Origin of the sequence: Sporomusa rhizae (genome assembly GCF_041428845.1) — a bacterium.
Classification (GTDB): Bacteria; Bacillota; Negativicutes; order Sporomusales; family Sporomusaceae; genus Sporomusa; species Sporomusa rhizae.
This window is the reverse complement of sequence record NZ_CP156925.1, coordinates 5,195,066-5,211,316: the sequence shown is the minus strand read 5'-3', so window position 1 is coordinate 5,211,316 and position 16,251 is coordinate 5,195,066. Positions and strand designations below refer to the sequence as shown.

Genomic DNA, 16,251 nt, shown 5'->3' with positions numbered 1-16,251 from the left:
GGCTCTATTTTTATTTTGCAGAAATCAAATAATGTAGTCAAAAACAAAGATAAGGGGGGCTTTATGATGAGTGTGGGAATTTCATCATTGAGCGCATATGTGCCGTACTACCGTTTAAAACGGGAATCTATAGCACGGGCATGGGAACGACGTGCAATCAAAGGGGAACGAGGTGTAGCAAATACGGATGAAGACAGTTTAACAATGGCTGTTGAAGCGGCAATTTCGTGTCTCCAAAATTCTGATCGCCAGGAAATTGATGCACTGTATTTCGCTTCGACGACTGCACCATATGCGGAAAAGTCGATTGCAAGCACGATAGCTGTTGTATGTGATTTAAAAGATGATCTTGTTACATCGGACTTTTCCAATTCGACGAAAGCTGGAACAGGCGCCTTGAACGCAGCAATTAACGCGGTAAAAGCAAAATCGGCAACAAAAGCGCTAGTTACTGCAGCTGATTGCCGCAACGGTTTTCCAAAATCCGATCAAGAGCAGCTATTTGGCGATGCGGCTGCTGCTCTGGTGATTGGTTCGGAAGACCTAGTTGCAGAAGTAGTCGAAACCTATTCGGTAAACACCGAGATTATTGATGTATGGCGAAATGTTGGCGAAAAATACGTAAATCATGGTGAAGGACGTTTCATCACTGATAAAGGCTATATTGCCGCTATGACCCAGGCAGTAAAAGGTATCTTAAAGAAAGCCGGGAAAAAACCGGAGGATATTCAAAAGGTAGTTTTGACTACTCCTGGCCTGAAAGATAATGCTGCTGTTGCAAAAAAAACTGGCTTTATACCTGAGCAAATTCAAGATTCCTACATGCTGCAAATCGGATACTGCGGTACTGCTCAGCCGCTATTGCTGCTGTCTGCTGCGCTGGAAGAAGCCAAGCCTGGTGATCTCATATTGCTGGCCGCATACGGAAACGGTGCAGATGCCTTTTTGTTCCAAGTAACAGATCAGGTATCTAAAATCCAACAAAAACCGAGCGTTAAAGCCGCGTTGAAAAACAAGAGAACGTTGGAATCGTATAGTCGGTATTTGTCTTTCCGCGACCTGCTTGAGACTGTTCCCGGCGAGCCTTTCCGGACTTTTCCATCTAACTCTGCCTACTGGCGGGAACAAAAAGGCATCCTGCGTCTTTATGGCAGCAAATGTACAAACTGTGGTCAGGGAATTTTCCCAATAAACAGAGTCTGCCCTTCCTGCGGTGCAAAAGATGAGTTTAAGGAAGTTAGGCTTTCTGACCGTCATGCAAAAGTATTTACCTATTCCATTGATAATTTGGCAGGGCGTGGTGACGACCCGGTAGTTGTCCAGACAGTTGCTGAAGACAGTGAAGATTTTCGCTACTATCTGCTAATGACTGATTTTAATAATGAAGAAGTAAAGGTCGGTATGGAAGTAGAGTTTACCTTCCGGAAGATATATGAAGGCGGCAATTATATTAATTATTTTTGGAAATGCCGCCCAGTAAGAAATGGAGGTGACCAGTAATGTCAATTAAAGATCAGATTGCAATAGCTGGTATGGGATGCTCGAAATTTGGCGAGCGTTGGGACTGCGGAGTGAGTGACCTGGTCGTTGAATCGGCCTATGAAGCCTATGCGGATGCAGGCGTAGGTCCTAAGGACATCCAGGCGGTATTTGTCGGGCAAATGTATGCGCCGGTTGGCGGTTTGGCGGGCGCTCAAGTAATTGATGCGTTGAAACTTAAGAATATTCCGGTCATCAGAAACGAGAACTGGTGCTGTGCCGGTCACGTTGCTCTGATTTCCGCAATTATGGCTGTTGCCAGCGGCGCGTATGATGTTGTCATGGCAATTGGCGTAGAAAAACTGAAAGATACCGGATTTCCGGGACTGGGAGCCGGGCGCGGCATGAACCCTGTTTATGAAGCCAGAAGGACAGCCCCCGGGTCGTTCTCCTTGATTGCCACCCGGTACTTTGAACAGTACGGGCTTACTCTGGAGGAAGGCAAGCAGACCATTGGCAAGATTGCCGTTAAAAACCATAAGAACGGTATGCTGGCACCTAAGGCCCACTTCCATAAGGAAATTACGCTTGAGGAAGTTATGAAGGCGCCCATTATTGCTTCACCGCTTGGTTTATTTGATTGCTGCGGCAACAGCGATGGCTCGGCCTGCGCAATTATTACCCGCGCCGATACAGCAAGAAAATTACGCCAAGATCCCATCTATGTAAAAGGATTTGGCATGTCAATGGATACGGTTCTGCCTCATTCAAGACCCGGATTTAGCTGGACAAGTTTTGACGCTTTAAAAACCTCTTCAGCCAAAGCTTACGAAATGGCCGGTATTAAAAATCCGCGTACCGAGATTGACGTGGCAGAGGTTCATGATTGCTTTACCATCACAGAAATGCTGATTTATGAAGATTTTGGTTTTAGCGCCAGAGGAAAAGCAAAAGAAGATATTGACGCCGGTTTTTTCGAACTGAACGGAGGATTGCCGGTCAACGTCGACGGAGGACTTAAATGCTTCGGCCATCCCGTTGGTGCCAGCGGTTTGCGTATGACTTATGAAATCTATAAGCAACTTCAGTATAAGGTGGATAATCCCCAACGTCAGGTAAAGGATGTAAGCCGTGGCCTTTCACACACCTTTGGCGGGGGACCACAATTGAGTTGCGTGTTCATTGCCGGCAACGAACGAGGTTAACAACAGTGTTGCCAAGTTAGTTTCGCATGGAAATAGAATGTAGGCTTGTACTCGGCAGAATATAAAAGGAGGATTTCGTGATGGCACAAAAAGGAGCGCTTGAGGGAATAAAAGTGCTTGATTTGACTAGGGTATTGGCAGGTCCCTATTGTTGCGCTATTTTGGCGGATATGGGCGCCGATGTTATAAAAATTGAGCAACCGGGCACAGGTGATGATGCAAGATTTTTCAACCCGTTTAAAAATGGCGAGAGCTCCTATTATATGAATATGAACCGCAGCAAGCGGGGAATTACCTTAAATCTGAAAAAGGGTAAAGATATATTCTTGAAGATGGTCGAAAGTGCTGACGTTGTGGTTGAAAATTACCGTCCCGGAGTCATGAAGAAGCTTGGCTTAGATTATGAGGAACTGAAAAAAGTCAATCCACGGATTATTTATGCAGCTGTTTCGGGATTCGGGCAAACCGGGCCCTATAGCCAATGGCCGGGTTATGACCTCATCGCTCAGGCAATGAGCGGCATTATGAGTGTTACCGGTGAGGAGGACGGAGATCCGACCCGGGCGGGGGGGCCGATCTGCGATGCTGTCGGCGGCTTGACGGCCAGTATTGGAATTTTGGCCGCGCTGCAATACCGCAACAAGACTGGTATTGGGCAAATGATTGACATTTCGCTGCTTGACTCGGCGGTCTCTATTATGACTATCATTAATCAGCATTATTTAGTGGATGGCCGGATACCTCAACGCCGCGGCAATTCGTACGAATCGGGGGCGCCAATGGAATCTTACAGAGCAAGTGACGGTGACATCGTTCTTGCTGTCGGCAATGACAAAATGTGGAAAAAACTGGTTGAATTAATGGAAATGCCAGAACTTCTTGAAAAGCCTGAGTTTGCAACCGTTCATAAGCGCGTACAAAACCGAATTGCGTGCAAAGAGTATATTGAGCAGTGGTCGCAGCAACGGACGGTAGACGAATTGGTAAAAATAATGATTGATACCGGTATTCCGGCAGCCCCCATTTATAATATTGCCCAGGTATGCAATGATCCGCATATTGCCGGGGCTCGCAATATGTTCACCGAATTTGATCATCCGGTTGCGGGTAAAGTGAAAGTCACAAATACCGCAATACGAATGAGTGAAACAGATGCATGCGTCAAATGTCCGCCTCCTGTTTTGGGGCAGCACAATGACGAGGTATATAAGGAGGTCTTTGGCTTTAGCGAAGCAGAGGTGGAAGATTTCCGTAAAGCGGGCATTATTTGATATTAGATTGACAGGTTAGTGGAGTCAAACCCGACTGTCTGTCATGGGTGATCCATTTTCAGTTTGACAGCGGCTTCTATTGAGAGAAGAGATTGTTGAACTTCAAAAGAAAGGTACTATCTAATTCCAGACCGATTATCCAAATATAGTTGAGGGGGAATTTATATTATATGAACGCGCAAACGAACACGGTCACTCCAGCAGATCAGCCGGTAACCAGTGAAGTCTGGAAAGTATTTGTTTTTGTCTTCCTGGGTTGGACCCTGGTTAATTTCAGCAATGTTTATACACTTGCTTCACCATTTATGATTGAGGAACTTCATTTCGAAATTGGCATGATCGGTATTATCGCCAGCGTCTACTCGGCGGGAGGGTTTATCAGTTCTCTCTGGCTGCCGCTGTTAGCGGATAAAAAAGGCAGACGCCTGGGGATGAGTTTGAGTATCCTGGCAGCTGCTTTGTTTAACGGCGGTTTGGGGATAATTAATAATATTTTTCAGGTATTCGGACTTCGTTTTATTGCAGCACATGGACAGACCTGCCAGTGGGGAATAGGTGCATCCTATCTTTCTGAGATGGTTCCTGCCAAAAATCGCGGGGCATTTTTAGGCGCTATGCAAAGTGGAACACCGGTGGGGACCTTCCTTTGCTCCGGCGTGTTTGCGCTGGTATCCGGCTGGGGCTGGGGCTGGAGAGAGTTTTGTTATGTAGGTTTGTTCGGGCTTATCCTGATCCCATTTATTATGGGTATGCTCAAGGAAAGCCCTCAATGGATCAAGTATAGAGAAGATGTGGAAAAAGGCTTGATTGATCCTGCCCAGAAAAAAATCTCATTGTCCGAGCTGTTTAAGCTAAAATATCGCAAGAACACGTTGATCGCGATGTCCTTGCATATCGTTGGCGCATTCTGGGCGTGGGGAAATATGACATGGTTTCTTGTTGCCATGCGGACAGACTTCCATTTTGACGCTGTGACATGTGGTAAAATGAATATGCTTCTCTGGGGAACTGCTATTATTGGCTATCCGATTATGGGTAAGATTTCTGACATCATTGGCCGGAAGAAAGGAATGCTGCTGGCCAGTTCGCTGACAGTAATCTCCTGCATATTGCTGTATATCGCTTCGAAAGGCAGCGCAGCGGTAGCCTCACAGGGTAGTATGCTTTTATATATGGCAACCATTATGCTGGGATTCGGTATGGGTCAACATTCTGTTTTGATAGCTTACTCGAGTGAAATATTCCCGTCTCACATTCGGGCTGTTGGTACTTCTGTTTCAATCGGCGCAGGGCGTGCCTCTGCCGTCTTTACCATGCTTTTGCTTGGATATATTGCGCAGAATTCCTCTGCTACAACAGCGGAATTAGTTGCGGCATTTGGTGGCTGGCTAATGGTTCCGATAGTCTGGATTTTCGGTAAAGAAACCGCCAGAAAGAATTTGAACGACATCATCGATTGAGTGGACTAGGTGAACAGGAAAACAGTGCAAGCTTAGGCTGACAATGAAGTTCTTTACAATAGCCTATTTGCTCATTGACAGTTAAAGCTGCTGGCTTTCTGCTATATATAATTTAAGAGGAGGATCATTAATGTTTGAAAAAATGATGCAGCTTCAAGCGCTTATTAACGGCGCGGAGGCAGAAAAGTTTCGGGAGTTTTATTATGGAAAGTTTTTTACGGGAGATATTACCATTGCCGACAGCGGTGAAACAGCTACACTGTCGTTTCATTTGGGAAAGTGCGTCAGTGTAGTAAGGGGAGTTCCCAACACCGGTGTGGACATTGGTGTAGCTGGTGCTAAAGAGGACTGGGAAAAGTTCTGCACCCACAAATCCCTCAGTGTGGCCACGAATAGGGGAAATACCAACAATCTAACCACCATGGGCGGCGCCATTCGTTTCAGACAGAATTTTAATGTTGTGGCACAACTGATCCGGGTATATGCGGGTATTCGCTAACAATTATAGGTAAAGGGAAAGGGGAAATAACTATGGCAATTACAGGTTTTTATATTAAAGTGAACGGTATTAATATATATTGCGAGACCAATAATGCACCCGATGACAAGGCAACAATCATTTGCCTGCACACAGCAGGGCGTGAAAATAGGCAGTATCATGATATGATGAATATTTTTGCCGACAAGTATAAGATGATTTCATTTGATATGCCGGCTCATGGTAAGAGCTGGCCACTGCCCGGTAATAAGGTTATCAATAACTATAAAGACTACGGTAAGTTTGTTTGGAGTGTTATTCAGGAGCTTGGAGTAGACAATCCCATCGTTATTGGTTGCTCGATGGGCGGCAACATCGTCTACCATATAGCCCAGGAATATCCTGTCCGCGCAATTGTTTCGATGCAGGGCTCCGACTATACTCCTACTATTGATGAACGTATTTTGGAACTGTTGAACCATCCTTATGTTAGTTGCCAGCATTCTCACTTGGAATTTTCCGAGTGCCTGATTGGAAAGGCCACTACACAGGAAAGGAGAGATTTCATTCTCTGGGGGGTTATGTCGGAAATCGGTATTACCAAACAAGGGGATCTGACACAGTATAACGGCTTTGATGTCCGGGACAAAATGGACAAGGTTACCTGCCCGACACTTGTTATTCATGGACTTGACGACCAGATTGCTACCGAGGAGATGGCAAAAGCCACTATTGCCCGTATTACCAATTGTAAAAAATTGGTTTATAAACCGATTCCAGACTACGGTCATTTTATTCTTGTCGAAAATCCGGAAAAGGTTTGCGAATACATGGACGAATTCATCTTGCAACTTAACTAATTAAATGATGTTAGCCCCTGCACCGGAGGGCAGGGGCTAACATCCAGTATTTATGGATGGTTCCTACAAGAAGTATGACGAAAATAAATTGAATATATAGAATACTGAAAGAACAATTAACTTTATGCGAGTTATTTATGAAACGCTAATTTTTAATATAGGAGAGAATTTTAGTGAATAAACTTCAGTCTATAATTCATGTATCTGAGATTATTCAAAAACTAAATGTTTTTGATTGCAGCGTTACAATATGTGATATGACAGGGACGATCATCCATTATCTTTCGCCAGCAACTTTCGAACTGAGGTTGGTTGAGGGTGACAAAATTTCACCTAGCGGCGCGCTGGCGGCGTGCTTGAATACAGGCAGACGACAGCAGGTATTTATGCAGAAAGAATTGTTTGGTACTGCCGTAAAGGTTGTTGTTGAACCTATTTACGATGAAGGAAAAATGGTCGGTATTGTTGGGCTGGCGATTAATTTGTCTACCCACAACACCCTGCGGGAAACATCGCAGACTCTCGCCGCTGCCTCAGAAGAAATTACGGCTACCACAGAGGAACTAAGTGCTGCATCTGTCTCATTCGCCAATGACTTGGAGAAGCTGCGAATCAAAGGTGACGGCATTATGGCAAAAATTGCACATACAGACGATATCTTGAGGTTTGTCAGCGATGTAGCCTCCAATTCTAACTTATTGGGACTTAATGCGGCTATTGAAGCTGCCAGGGCGGGGGAAAATGGGCGCGGATTTACTGTTGTCGCAGGGGAAATACGCAAAATGGCTGAAAATTGCAGCAGCGCTGTCAAAAATATAAAAGACACGTTAGTAGAAATACGGCAGGAAACCTCTGAAATTGTTTCAACAATTAATCAGGCTGCAGCCTTTGGCGAGCGTCAAGCCGCAGTTGCAAGTGAAATTACGGCTTCTATGCAGCATTTGGCTTCATCTGCTACTAATATCGAAAAAATTATCGAAACTATATAAATTGGACTATCATTTCTGTATATTTTTGCAAAGGAAGGAAAACGGAAAAGCTGAATTTTTGGAACATTGAGATATAATAATGAGTCTATCTTAGTGCTCGCGGAGTATCCTGTAAGACCGGTTATAAAAGCACTATTAAAATTATACTGTTTTTCACTATGCTAAAGTTCATCTGTGAGGATGTTGCATAAAGGTCGTAGATCCGAAAAATCACAGTTATTCGGTCAATGTAACAGAACAAATCTTGAAACACAAGGGGTGAGTAAGATGATGCAGGAAGCAAATCAAAAAGAAGTCATGCACGAAAGTCAGGAAATGACTCCATATTCATGGAAAGTATTATGGTTTGTATTTTTTGCATGGGTTTTTGATGCTGCTGACGGGACTATTTATGCATTAACTTTACCGATGATACGCGAAGAATTTGGGCTTTCACTATCTCAAATGGGGATGATTGGATCAATTTTTTTGGGTGGCGCGGTTATGGGGTCAGTTATTCTGCCTTACTTAGCAGACCGTAAAGGGAGACGGTGGGGTATGGCTGGATGCATAGGTTTATATTCGGTCTTTTCCGGCTTTACTGGGCTTGCCCAAAATTTTTATCATTTGGCAATGGCAAGGTTTTTCACCGGTGCTGGGACTGGCGGTGAGTGGCCAGTAGGAGCAGCGTACTTGTCAGAGGTAGTTCCCGCCCAAAAACGCGGGTTTGCCATGGGACTTATGCAGTCTGGATACCCGGTTGGTTACTTTCTTGCAGCAGCAATTTTCGCAGGATTTGTAGCGATGAATCTAGGGTGGAGAGGTTGTTATTTTATATTGCTGATCCCTGCAGTGATGTGTTTCTGGGTGCTTACGACACTGCAAGAAAGCGAGCGCTGGCTAAAAGGGCGGGAAGAAGCTTACTTGGACAGTAATAAAGCTAAAGTAAGTTTCGGGGAACTGTTTAAGCCGGAATACCGGAAGTTCACAATCATTGGGACTTTCCTTCACATTTTTGGTGGTTTTTACTCGTGGGGACTTGTACTATGGTTTCCCAGCGTACTAATGATAGATTTCAACATTGACAAATTGACAACTTCATATATAACAATGTTTATGTGGGGAATTGCCACCATCGGCTATGTAGCTGCAGGGCCTCTTTCCGATAAAATTGGTAGAAAGCCAACACTGACAATTTTTGTAACGTCTAGCTTGATCTGCGTAGCCTTCATAAACTACTTGAAAACTATTCCTGGAGTGCCTCTGTCGGCGATTTATATTATTGCAGCATTGATTGGTTGTGGTATGGGTGCTCATACCGTGCTGATTAGTTACAGCAGTGAGATATTTCCGTCTCATGTAAGGTCTTTGGGTCTTGGCCTTGCTGTGGCTGTAGGCAAAGGAACAGCAATGCTAGCCCCCTTTTTATTAGGGGTTATTGCGCAAAAATACTCGGTTTCTGCCGGTGTGCTTGTCGCTGTGTTTATAGGCTGGCTGATGGTACCAACCATCCTTACAGGGCCTGAGACAGCGCAAAAACGCCTGGAAGATATAGTAGCAAGTCCGACTATCAGGCAATGAGTCAGGGAACCGTCCCCTGACTCACTTAAATACCGATTTTTTCTTGGTTATTCATGGAATATCCACCTTTTTCAACATCATTTATATCGGATGTATTGTCTTTTATCTCAATATGATTAAGCTTTTTAACGACCCCATAAGCTTCTTTTAATGATAGCTTATCTCCTCTCCCGGAAATAACCCATAACGTTTTATACCCCCTAGGTATTGAGAGAAGCTTGTCTTCCCCTTTGCCATCAGTAAAATACACTAATAAATTAATCTTCTTAGTATTAGCATATTCAAAAACTGGAGTAAACCGGGTGTTGCCTCTAATATTGATTCTATCTTTTATATCCTTTGCAGATTTCACTTTATACACACGCCTAATTTCACTATCACATTCTATAATCGTAATTTCATGATTATAATTTTTCACGATACTGAGTACTTCTTTAATAGCTTGATTAAATTCTTCATCACTAATGCTGCCACTGATATCAAGGGCAACGGCAATTTTTGCTTTATGGCTCCTAAGCTGGCCTCGTAAATCCAAGCGATCAGGCTGTCTTCGATTTCTTCTTGTTATCGTTTTCTTTTGATTACTTTCAACAGTTCCCACTAACCTCTTAAGATACAAATTCCAAGGTAATTCACCCTTGCTATTTTTAAGTGATGATAGAATGCTTTCTAAATAGTTTGGAATAGTGCCTTTTTGCGAAGCATCAATAAAATTCTCCGTAAATTCTTTGAGCGTTTGTTCATCCATCTCACTGGAATCTTCCCAAACAGCATGGGTTTTTTCAGGATCATAATCAGTTTCTATTTTTTCATCTTTATTGCTATCATCCTCTGCCGCATCTTCATCTTCTTCTAGTAAATGTATGGCGGTTTGAATCTTTTCCACATAATATTCAAAAGGTTCGAATGGCAAGAGCTTCAAAGAATAATTTAAATTTACCCATTCCAAAGTAGTAGCATAGGGCGGTAGATGATCTAAATGTGTGTTTACTACGATATCCATTGCGATATTAATCGCTAAGGTGCTATAATTACCCTTTAATTCTTTTGCTCTGATTAAATGCATAGAGACTATATGGAGTATTTCATGCTTAATCGTAGTTTCCATTTGTTTTATAGTAAGAGTCAAAAAAATGATAGGATTAAAATAGATAACATATTTCGTTCCTTTAAAATTCACAGCAGTAGGACTGCTGATATCAAATCGTATTTCCCTTGCCATTTGAAACAAAAAATATCCATAGAAATTATCTTTGTCTTCCATAAGGCTTAAATTCACTTTGTCTACAAGGCTAAAAAACTCTTTTTTAAAATCTTCCGGAATCTGTATCTGAGCAGTATCCTCTTGCTGTTTTGCTTTTAAAAAAGAATTAATAATTTCATATGCTTTTTCATAAAGTCTTTCTACGTGAGTTTCAAAATAAGTTTCCATCCATTATCACCTGATTGAATGATAAGATTCAAAATATGCTTCGACAAAAGCTTCATTTTCTATGGCATATTTGTATACTTCCATATAATTATTTTTGATGTCCTTCATAATTCCGATCATTAAATCTACCGGATATATTTTCAAAAACTCAATCAGCCTGTCAATAGAATCGCTTGGGTCACGATCGCCATTGTTTATATTTGCTTCTAAGTGTTTTAGAATATTTTTTGCAGCTAAATAAAGTCTTGTATGACTTTCATTTTTTATCTTAACTTTGACCGATTCAGGCAGAGAATTTCCTGAAAACACATCTTCATAAGAGAGTAGTGCGTTATAATCGGATTCAACAAAGGTAACAAACTCTTCGGCAATGAGTTTCCCGACATTTCCTCGGATGACATTTAAAAATACCGACCTAGGTACGGAATCCTTTTTCTGCTTATAAACTTTATAAATGCCAGAAATTCTTTCATAGCTTCTTGGCGTTGCTCTTATATCATTTTCGTTGACTTTATGCAAATATTCCGGGAAGGTGGAAATAAACTCGATAACCTTTTGCTCCAGGCCTGCAGCTATTGCCCAATCTAACCACTGCATAGAATCAGGTTCCATGTGTAACCAGACAAAGCGATTTTCTTGGGCTACATCCATATCTACCACTTGATAATCAAAATCCGCACCATATTTACTGGAAGGATTCATAGCGGCTACAATTTTTACATGTTCATGTAACTTATAGCCATTAATTTCTCTATTTAATATCAAATTCATGAGTTCCTGTTGTACGGTATGTTCACAACGATTAATCTCGTCGATAAATAAAAGAACGGTTTTTCCTTTTGCTATTTCTTCATCAATTTCTCGTAGCGTATTATGAACGGCATATACGGTAGTTTTCTTTTCAACGGTATCTCCTTGATGGTTGACTTTTGTATAAGATTCTATCGTTGGCAGGCCACCTATTTCCCCTTCTTTAAGGAGATTCCCATCAATGATAATTAAACTCCACTTATTTTCATGAGCAATTTCCTTGACTAACGCCGTTTTTCCAACTCCGGTTTCCCCAACGATTAAAGGCACTTCCCCTGTAGCCAGTACTAAATCAACACTCTTTAATGTATCGTTAAAATTCATGATATCTCCCACCTATTTGATCTTCAGCTTTTCATCTACAGCTATTTTTTTTGCCTTTTTACTGCCATATTTATAAATAAACATTAACTTGTCAATGGGTAGAATGTCGCTATTTTTATCTATAGTACTACAATTTAAATAATCTCTAACATACTTTTCTTCAACATCTTCATTGGATAATGCTTCTTTTAGCACTTGTTCTAATTCATCTTTAGACAGTTCTATTTCTTTTATAACATATTTAATCACTAAAATATTTACTTTCAAAAATTCCAGCACTTTATTTTTATCAAGATTATTGATAAGCCGAATTGCCCGTTCGTCATTCTTGATAGCAATAAGCTCTGCATGATGTGTGGGTGAATTGATATATCTTAATGCCTCATAACTTATTTTTACTGCCTCTTCCTGTACGCTTTCGTAAGGTTCTTTTATAAATTTTATGGAATCGTAATTTTTGCTTACTGCTAATAGTTGTAATTCCTCGCTTGGATTATTGACATATTTAATAGCCCAGCCAGCTTGCTTGATAGCTAATTTAATTAACTTATCTGTTGGATTTTTAATATACTCTAAGTTATTCCAGCCATCGTTTATAGCTTTGATCATCATAGTTTCTGTAGGATTATTTATAAATTGAATCGCTCGGGCATTATTGGCTATAGCTAATTCTTGCATCTCTCTCGTTGGACAATCTATATGCTGTATCGCAAGTCCATTTTTTTTAATGGCCACTAGCTTCATCTCGTCTGTAGGGTTATCTATGTATGCTATAGCATAAGGATTATTCTTTATCATTTCAATAAGCTTTAATTTTTCCATAATGAACTTTCCTTCTGTTATTTTTTATATGTAATGATTACTTATTATTTTAAGTGTTATAAATAGATTAATTATACCACTCTATAAAAAAAGGATCTATAAATGCTATAGAAAAGCCTCAACCTTGTAGAAGCAAAGATTGAGGCTCGATTTCTGGCGTATTGAGTTTGAAAGAAATTTATATACCGTCTCCGTCTAATCCTGAAACGGAATAAGTATTACTTCGTTTAGTCGTAGCTGCTCTGGTAATTAAGATTACGGCTGCTAATATGCTGATAGCTGCAAAGACATCATTTTTAGTCAACTGTTCATTAGCAAAAAAGCAACCGAGGAAGACGGCGACAACAGGATTGACATAGGCATAAGTAGAAACAACGGCAGGCTCTGCTTTTTTTAATACCCAAATATAGGAGCTAAAACCAATGAGCGATCCGATGAAAATTAAATAAGCTAGAGATAATAAGGAACGCGTCGATATATTGTCAACATGCAGTTGACTTAACTCGCCGAGCGAAATGCCAACAAGCAGGCAAAGAATGCCTCCTGACAAATTCTGAATGGCTATTGACATAAGAGACGAGGAAGGTAGCTGGGCTTTGCGCGAATAAACGGAACCTGCTGCCCAAAAAAATGCGGAAAAAGTTAATATAAGATACCCGGAAAATTGTTCCGACTGATACGTTGAACTTTGCCAAGAATTAATGACCAATAGAATTTGACCTAAAAAGCCTAAGAGTAACCCGGTTATTACATACCTATTAGGTTTCGCACTTCCTTGCCATAACCAGGCTAATAAGGTCATCCATAAGGGAACGGTCGCGATGATTAGGGCCGCGATTCCTGAGGGAATCGTTTGTTCTGCCCAAACGACGAGGGAATTCCCACCCAAAAGCATTAGACCTCCAATAATGGTAGCGTTACGCCAATGTAGCTTTTCCGGATTCTTTGTACCTCGTGCAATTTCCCACAAGTATAACAACAAGCCGGCGATCACAAAGCGAATGCCCGCCAGTAAAAATGGCGGTAGAGTCTCCACGGCGAACCTCATTGCAAGGTAAGTTCCTCCCCACGCAAAATAGACTGCTAATAAAGCTAAAGCGATTGGATAGGAAACACGACTGGCAGAACTCATGGTTTTTCCTCCTGTTAAAAAAATTAATTAAAAATTGAGTTGTGTAGTTTCTTTTAAAGTACTCAATACAATGATAGTCTTCGTAGATATTGACTCTCCCCGTACTTTTTCTTTCAATAACTGACTTAAGGATTCCGTATTGCGGGTTCGTATTTTTATAAGGTAACAATCGTCACCGGCAACGTTATGCACTTCCTGCACGCCGGGGATAGCGACAAGAGCACTTTCAATATCCTTATCTCCCGTTACTTTGATTAAAACAAAAGCAAGCATATCCATGCCAAGAGCATGAGGATTTAGTTTAGCTTCATAACCTGCGATGATGCCTTTTTCCTCCAATTTGCGTATACGGGATAAAGTAACTGAAGGCGCGAGTTTGACTTCACGTGCAATATCTGCGTTAGACATTCTCGCATTAGATTGCAGTAAATCAAGAATTTTTCTGTCGATATGGTCCAAGATATCTTCACCTCGGTCTAATTATATTCTTTAGGATAATACGTGTAAATAATAAAATTCTTTAAATATCTTTAAACACGGAATATTATTCTTTAAAATGCAATATAAACAGGATAATATTCTTTAAATATGAATTGATAAGAAATTTTTTTTGTCTTAGTTGATTTTGGGGATCTGTAAACCGGTACCAAATCCTGCTTGTTGAGTTTTGAAAAGCAATATGATATAGTATTTACAAATGAAGAGATTGGAGTTGAAAAGATGATTAATCTTTCTTGCTAATTTTAGAGCATAATAAATTGGAGCAGAAAATGCCTCTTGTTTTGTTATGCTTATGCAAGAAAGATACTAATTCTTTTCACTCAAAAATATATCCTCGTCATGCCCGATCATGGGCTTGGCTTTGCTGTATTTATGAGCTGCAAGAAGGTACTTTCTTGCAGCTTTATAATTTTTATACAGGAGGATAATTCATGTCATTAATAAACGTTTCAAATCTGACCTTTGGTTATGACGGCAGTTATGATAACATATTTGAACACGTGAGTTTTCAAATAGATACAAATTGGAAATTAGGCTTTACAGGAAGAAATGGCAGAGGCAAAACCACATTTCTCAACCTGTTACTTGGTAAATATGAATATAGCGGTACTATCTCGTCACCAATAAGCTTTGAATATTTTCCGTTCGCGGTAACTAACGCGGAGAGTAATACCATTGATGTAATTGAAGGCATCTATCCAGACTATCTTCTTTGGAAAGTTATGCGTGAGCTTTCCCTGCTGCAAGTTTCAGAGGACGTATTATATCGTCCTTTTGATACACTTTCCAACGGAGAACAAACAAAGGTATTGCTTGCTACTTTGTTCCTTAAAGAAAATAGCTTTTTGCTGATTGATGAGCCGACCAACCACCTTGATATGAAGGCAAGAAAAATTGTTGGTGATTATCTCCGTTCCAAACGTGGTTTTATTTTGGTTTCGCACGACAGAGCATTTCTTGATAATTGTGTTGACCACATCCTATCAATTAACAAAACAAATATTGAAATTCAAAAAGGAAACTTTTCTTCGTGGTGGGAAAACAAAAAAATGCAAGATCAATTTGAGCTTGCAGAAAACGAGAAACTCCAAAAGGATATTACACGCTTACAGTCTGCTGCGAAACGCACAGCTGAATGGTCGGATAACGTGGAAAAAACAAAGTTCGGAACAAAGGATTCAGGCTTAAGGCCGGATAGGGGTTATATCGGTCACAAGTCAGCCAAGATGATGAAACGTTCAAAGGGAATTGAAGCAAGGCAGCAAACCGCTATTGATGATAAGTCAAAGCTTCTCAAAAATATTGAAAGCGCCGAGAGTCTTAAAATTTCCCAACTGAAATTTCATGCTGACCGCTTGGTAGAACTTGATAAAGTATCAATATTCTATGACGAAAAGACAGTCTGTGAGGGCGTAAGTTTCATCATTGAACAGGGTGACAGAGTAGCGCTTTACGGTAAAAACGGTTCGGGCAAGTCAAGCCTTATCAAACTTATCTGCGGAGAAGATATCAACTATACCGGCACTTTCCGCAAAGCAAGTCAGCTTAAAATATCCTACGTTGCGCAGGATACCTCCCATCTTAGCGGTAATTTAACCGACTATGCCAGGGAGAATGGCATTGATGAAAGTCTTTTCAAAACTGTTTTAAGAAAATTAGATTTTTCAAGAGTTCAATTTGAAAAGGATATGGCTGCTTTTAGCGGTGGACAAAAGAAAAAAGTGCTGATTGCCAAAAGCCTTTGCGAGAAAGCGCATTTGCATATCTGGGATGAGCCACTTAATTTTATTGATGTTATCTCTCGCATGCAAATAGAAGAGTTACTGCTTGAATATTCGCCAACGATTCTATTTGTGGAGCATGACAGTGAATTTTGCAAAAACATTGCAACAAAGGTTTTTGAACTGTAAGTTTGTTCAGACAAAAAC

The 16,251-nt window shown here is 40.9% G+C and carries 14 protein-coding genes; 9 read left to right on the top strand and 5 right to left on the bottom strand.

What is annotated here, in order from left to right:
* Positions 1 to 63 precede the first annotated feature (63 nt).
* The 8 genes from SRRS_RS24360 (at position 64) to SRRS_RS24325 (ending at position 9,302) form a co-directional block, all read left to right on the top strand.
* The gene (locus tag SRRS_RS24360) at positions 64 to 1,500 is read left to right on the top strand and encodes a hydroxymethylglutaryl-CoA synthase (RefSeq protein WP_371364010.1); all 1,437 of its coding nucleotides are present in this window, start codon (positions 64 to 66) and stop codon (positions 1,498 to 1,500) included.
* Positions 1,500 to 2,684 carry an acetyl-CoA acetyltransferase gene (locus tag SRRS_RS24355; RefSeq protein WP_371364009.1) on the top strand — a complete coding sequence of 395 codons (1,185 nt, stop codon included), beginning with the start codon at positions 1,500 to 1,502 and terminating at the stop codon, positions 2,682 to 2,684. Before SRRS_RS24360 ends, SRRS_RS24355 begins: the two co-directional genes overlap by 1 nt.
* An 80-nt stretch (positions 2,685 to 2,764) precedes the next feature.
* Positions 2,765 to 3,955: a CaiB/BaiF CoA transferase family protein gene (locus SRRS_RS24350; protein ID WP_371364008.1), complete on the top strand. Its 1,191-nt coding sequence runs from the start codon at positions 2,765 to 2,767 to the stop codon at positions 3,953 to 3,955.
* 170 nt (positions 3,956 to 4,125) lie between these two features.
* Entirely contained in the window at positions 4,126 to 5,415 is a 1,290-nt protein-coding gene (locus SRRS_RS24345; protein ID WP_371364007.1) for an MFS transporter, read from the top strand.
* Positions 5,416 to 5,545: 130 nt separating this feature from the next.
* On the top strand, positions 5,546 to 5,914 hold the full coding sequence (locus SRRS_RS24340; RefSeq protein WP_371364006.1) for a hypothetical protein: 369 nt from the start codon (positions 5,546 to 5,548) through the stop codon (positions 5,912 to 5,914).
* 32 nt (positions 5,915 to 5,946) lie between these two features.
* Positions 5,947 to 6,753: an alpha/beta fold hydrolase gene (locus tag SRRS_RS24335; protein ID WP_371364005.1), complete on the top strand. Its 807-nt coding sequence runs from the start codon at positions 5,947 to 5,949 to the stop codon at positions 6,751 to 6,753.
* 173 nt (positions 6,754 to 6,926) lie between these two features.
* Positions 6,927 to 7,742, top strand: a complete 816-nt coding sequence (locus tag SRRS_RS24330; protein WP_371364004.1) for a methyl-accepting chemotaxis protein — start codon at positions 6,927 to 6,929, stop codon at positions 7,740 to 7,742.
* Positions 7,743 to 8,009: 267 nt separating this feature from the next.
* Positions 8,010 to 9,302 carry an MFS transporter gene (locus tag SRRS_RS24325; RefSeq protein WP_371364003.1) on the top strand — a complete coding sequence of 431 codons (1,293 nt, stop codon included), beginning with the start codon at positions 8,010 to 8,012 and terminating at the stop codon, positions 9,300 to 9,302.
* Positions 9,303 to 9,327: 25 nt separating this feature from the next.
* Here the strand turns inward: SRRS_RS24325 and SRRS_RS24320 are convergent, their stop codons facing one another.
* The 5 genes from SRRS_RS24320 to SRRS_RS24300 form a co-directional block, all read right to left on the bottom strand.
* Positions 9,328 to 10,734, bottom strand: coding sequence for a VWA-like domain-containing protein (locus SRRS_RS24320; protein WP_371364001.1), 1,407 nt, complete (start codon positions 10,732 to 10,734; stop codon positions 9,328 to 9,330).
* A 6-nt stretch (positions 10,735 to 10,740) separates the two neighbouring features.
* Positions 10,741 to 11,868 carry an ATP-binding protein gene (locus SRRS_RS24315; RefSeq protein WP_371364000.1) on the bottom strand — a complete coding sequence of 376 codons (1,128 nt, stop codon included), beginning with the start codon at positions 11,866 to 11,868 and terminating at the stop codon, positions 10,741 to 10,743.
* 12 nt (positions 11,869 to 11,880) lie between these two features.
* Positions 11,881 to 12,690 carry a hypothetical protein gene (locus tag SRRS_RS24310; RefSeq protein ID WP_371363999.1) on the bottom strand — a complete coding sequence of 270 codons (810 nt, stop codon included), beginning with the start codon at positions 12,688 to 12,690 and terminating at the stop codon, positions 11,881 to 11,883.
* A gap of 178 nt (positions 12,691 to 12,868) precedes the next feature.
* The gene (locus tag SRRS_RS24305; protein ID WP_371363998.1) at positions 12,869 to 13,822 is read right to left on the bottom strand and encodes an EamA family transporter; all 954 of its coding nucleotides are present in this window, start codon (positions 13,820 to 13,822) and stop codon (positions 12,869 to 12,871) included.
* Positions 13,823 to 13,849: 27 nt separating this feature from the next.
* Entirely contained in the window at positions 13,850 to 14,281 is a 432-nt protein-coding gene (locus SRRS_RS24300; protein WP_371363997.1) for an Lrp/AsnC family transcriptional regulator, read from the bottom strand.
* Positions 14,282 to 14,754: 473 nt separating this feature from the next.
* Between SRRS_RS24300 and SRRS_RS24295 the strand changes: the two genes are divergently transcribed.
* On the top strand, positions 14,755 to 16,233 hold the full coding sequence (locus SRRS_RS24295; RefSeq protein WP_371363996.1) for an Lsa family ABC-F type ribosomal protection protein: 1,479 nt from the start codon (positions 14,755 to 14,757) through the stop codon (positions 16,231 to 16,233).
* Positions 16,234 to 16,251: the final 18 nt, after the last annotated feature.